The 3637-nt window shown below is 68.2% G+C and carries 3 protein-coding genes; 2 read left to right on the top strand and 1 reads right to left on the bottom strand.

The window, feature by feature from the left end; translation table 11 throughout:
- Positions 1–1718: sulfatase-like hydrolase/transferase (locus O1Q03_RS39745; RefSeq protein ID WP_269511589.1), on the top strand; the 1718-nt coding region annotated here is incomplete at its 5' end.
- Positions 1719–1793: 75 nt separating this feature from the next.
- Here O1Q03_RS39745 and O1Q03_RS39750 read toward each other — a convergent pair.
- Complete coding sequence (locus O1Q03_RS39750) at positions 1794–2690, bottom strand: LysR substrate-binding domain-containing protein (RefSeq protein WP_269511591.1); 897 nt, start codon at positions 2688–2690, stop codon at positions 1794–1796.
- A 302-nt stretch (positions 2691–2992) separates the two neighbouring features.
- Here O1Q03_RS39750 and O1Q03_RS39755 point away from each other — a divergent pair, with 302 nt between their 5' ends.
- Positions 2993–3631, top strand: coding sequence for a hydrolase (locus O1Q03_RS39755; protein WP_098549143.1), 639 nt, complete (start codon positions 2993–2995; stop codon positions 3629–3631).
- Positions 3632–3637 lie beyond the last annotated feature (6 nt).

The following is a 3637-nucleotide window of genomic DNA, read 5'->3' on the forward strand; positions in this document are numbered from 1 at the left end:
CGGCGCCCGCTCCGGCCGGCGTCGATCCCGCGCCCGCGTTTCGCGGCGCGCAAGCCGCACCGGCCGCGCCGCCCGCCGGCTACAACATCCTGTTCATCCTGACCGACCAGGAACGTCACTTCGACCGCTGGCCGTTTCCCGCGCCCGGCCGCGAAGCGCTGCGCCGCGACGGCATCACGTTCACGCGCCACCAGATCGCCGCGTGCGTGTGCTCGCCGTCGCGCTCGACCGTCTACACCGGCCAGCACATCCAGCACACCGGCGTACTCGACAACGCCGGCATGCCCTGGCAGAAGGACATGTCGACCGACGTGCGCACCGTCGGGCACATGCTGCGCGACGCCGGCTACTACGCCGCGTATCTCGGCAAGTGGCACCTGAGCGCGACGATGCACGAAACCGCGAGCCCGTACACCGCGCCGGTGGCCGACTACAACCGCACGATCCGCGCGTACGGCTTCGACGACTACTTCGGCGTGGGCGACCTGATCGGGATGGTGCGCGGCGGCTACCGGTACGACGGGATCACGACGGAAGCCGCGGTGAGCTGGATGCGCGACCATGCGCCGCGGCTCGCGAAGGAAGGCAAGCCGTGGTTTCTCGCGGTGAATCTGGTCAATCCGCACGACGTGATGTTCGTGAACACCGACACGAACGGCGCGACGGTGCAGGACGACAACCATCCGCTGCTCGGCAACGCGCCGCCGCCGAACGACGCGCTGTATCGCACGTCGTGGCGCGACGTGCCGCTCGCCGCGTCGCGCCGGCAGCCGTACGACGCGCCCGGCCGGCCGCCCGCGCACGGGATGTTCAATGCCGCGCACGCGAACCTCGTCGGGCGCTACCCGTTCACCGACGAGCGCCTGCGCATCTATCAGGACAACTACTTCAACTGCATCCGCGACTGCGACACGAACGTCGTGCGCCTGCTGCAGTCGCTGCAGTCGCTCGGCCTCGACGAGCGCACGATCGTCGTGATGACGGCCGATCACGGCGATCACGTCGGCGCGCACCAGCTCGTCGGCAAGGGTGCGGCCGCGTATCAGCCGCAGAACCACGTGCCGCTCGTGATCCGCCATCCCGCGTATCCGGGCGGCATGCAATGCGATGCGCTGACGTCGCACATCGACATCGCGCCGACCTTGCTCGGGCTGACCGGCATCGACGACACGCGCGCCGCGTCGATCCGCGGCGACGCGCTCAAGGGCCACGACCTCGCGCGCTGGCTCGCGAAGCCGGCCGACGCGAAGCTGCACGCGGCGCGCGACGCCACGCTGTTCAACTACGCGATGCTGCTCTACTACGACAGCGAGTGGATGCTCAAGGAATTGACCACGCTGCGGCAACGCGGCGTGCCCGAAGACGAGCTGCTGCGCCGCGCGCTCGCGCAGCAGCCGGATTTCCGGCTGCGCGGCACGATCCGCAGCGTGTACGACGGCCGCTACCGGTTCACGCGCTATTTCTCGCCGCTCGAATTCAACCGGCCGACGACGCTCGAGGATCTGTTCGCGCACAACGACGTCGAGCTGTTCGACGTCGCGAACGACCCGGGCGAGATGCGCAATCTCGCGATGGACCGGAAGCGCCACGGCGAGCTGCTGCTCGCGATGAACGGCCGCCTGAACGACCTGATCGCGACCGAAGTCGGCGACGACAGCCCGGACGTGATGCCGATCCGCGACGGGAAGGTGCAGGTGCAGATCCGCAAGCACCACTGAGCGGGCTGACGGGCGGCGGCGAACCCATTGAAAGGTATTTAAACGCACTAAAGGCAGCGGCCCGCGCCGCCGCCGTCAATCCTTGCGGATGTGCTCGGCGAGGAAGTCGATCAGCATCCGAACGCGCGGCAGCAGCCCGCGCCGCGACGGAAACACCGCGTGAACCACGCCGCCCTTCGGCGCCCATCCCGGCAGCACGTCGATCAGCGTGCCGTCGCGCAGGTCGTCGTCGATCACCATGCACGGCAGCTGCACGATGCCGACGCCGTGAATCGCCGCGTCGCGCAGCGCATGCATGTCGTCGGAGATGTAGCGCGGCTGGTGGCGCAGTTGCGTGTGCTCGCCGTTCGGCCCGACCAGTTGCCACACGTGATGCCGCGCCGGCCCCCAGTCGAGGCTCGGCTCGCCCGCCAGGCCGGCCGGATCCGTCAGCGGCGCCCCGCGCCGCGCCAGCCATTGCGGCGCGGCCACCAGCCGCTGCGGGCTGTCGCCGAGAATGCGCATCACCAGATCGCTGTCTTCCAGCGGCGGAAAGCGCACGCGCAGCGCGAGGTCGAAGCCTTCGCTCAGCAGGTCGACGCGACGGTTGGTCGCTTCGAGATGCACGTGCACCTGCGGATGTATCGCCATGAAACGCGCGATGAGTTCGCTCACGCGATATTCGAGCAGCGCGGTCGGGCAGCTCACGCGCACGACGCCGCGCGGCGCCGCGTGCTGGCGCTCGATCACCTCGCGCGCCGCATCGGCTTCGACGAGCACCGCGAGACAGCGCTCGTGGAATTCGCGGCCGGTTTCCGTGACCGCGAACTGACGCGTCGTCCGCTGCAGCAGCCGCACGTCGTATTTCGCTTCGAGTGCGGCGATGCGCCGGCTCAGCGTCGATTTCGGCACATCCAGCGCGCGCCCCGCCTGCGTGAATCCGCCGTGCTCGACCACCTTCACGAAATAGTAGAGGTCGTTCAGGTCATCCATGATTGTTCCATCCATAGAACACTGACGGCATTCTACGGGGCTGGAAAGCCGGTTGTCGTGCGAATAGCATCTTTCTTCGACGTGGACCGATTGGGTCGCGGCGGCCCGGAAACAGTCGGCACGGGCGCGTCGCGCATCGCATCGTTCGACCGAGCCTGACGCACTCGCCCGCCGCGCCGTCGCGGCCGGACGTGTGCGACAGCGCGGGCGCACCGCCGCGACGACGATCCCGACAGCGCGGCCGGCGCCAACCTGGATCCTCGGGATTTCTCTCACTTTCTGCTCTGTCTCTGGAGGCAACCATGGCAAGCGAACCGATTCGCGATCCCGCGAACGACCACCTGCTCACCCCGCAGAACGCGGCGTTCATCGTCATCGACTACCAGCCGGTCCAGGTGAACTCCATCGCGTCGATGGATCGGCAGCTGCTGATCAACAACATCGTCGGCGCATCGAAAGCCGCCGTCGCGTACGGCCTGCCGATCGTCCATTCGACCGTCAACGTGAAGACCGGCCTGAACAAGCCGCCGATCCCGCAGCTGCGCGCCGCGCTCGAAGGCTATCCGACCTACGACCGCACCAGCATCAACTCGTGGGAAGACGTCGAGTTCCGCAAGGCCGTCGAAGCCACCGGCCGCAAGAAACTCATCATGACCGCGCTGTGGACCGAAGCGTGCCTGACCTTCCCCGCGCTCGACGCGCTGAAGGCCGGCTACGAGGTCTACGTGGTCGTCGACGCGGTCGGCGGCACGTCGGTGGCCGCGCACGAAGCCGCGCTGCGCCGCATCGAGCAGGCCGGCGGCCAGATGATCAGCGTCGCGCAGTTGTTCTGCGAACTGCAGCGCGACTGGGCGCGCAGCGCAACCGTCCCCGCGTTCATCGACCTGTTCATCCAGACCGGCGGCACCGCGGGCATCCAGTTCTCGTACGACAAGAGCTGATTCGCG

The sequence above is a fragment of the Burkholderia sp. IMCC1007 genome (assembly GCF_027257875.1).
In the GTDB taxonomy this organism is placed as follows: domain Bacteria; phylum Pseudomonadota; class Gammaproteobacteria; order Burkholderiales; family Burkholderiaceae; genus Burkholderia.

What these genes read in the sequence shown, in the direction of transcription:
- O1Q03_RS39750 (WP_269511591.1), bottom strand. Translation starts at nt 2,690, where the DNA reads ATGGATGACCTGAACGACCTCTACTATTTCGTGAAGGTGGTCGAGCAC.
- O1Q03_RS39755 (WP_098549143.1), top strand. Translation starts at nt 2,993, where the DNA reads ATGGCAAGCGAACCGATTCGCGATCCCGCGAACGACCACCTGCTCACC.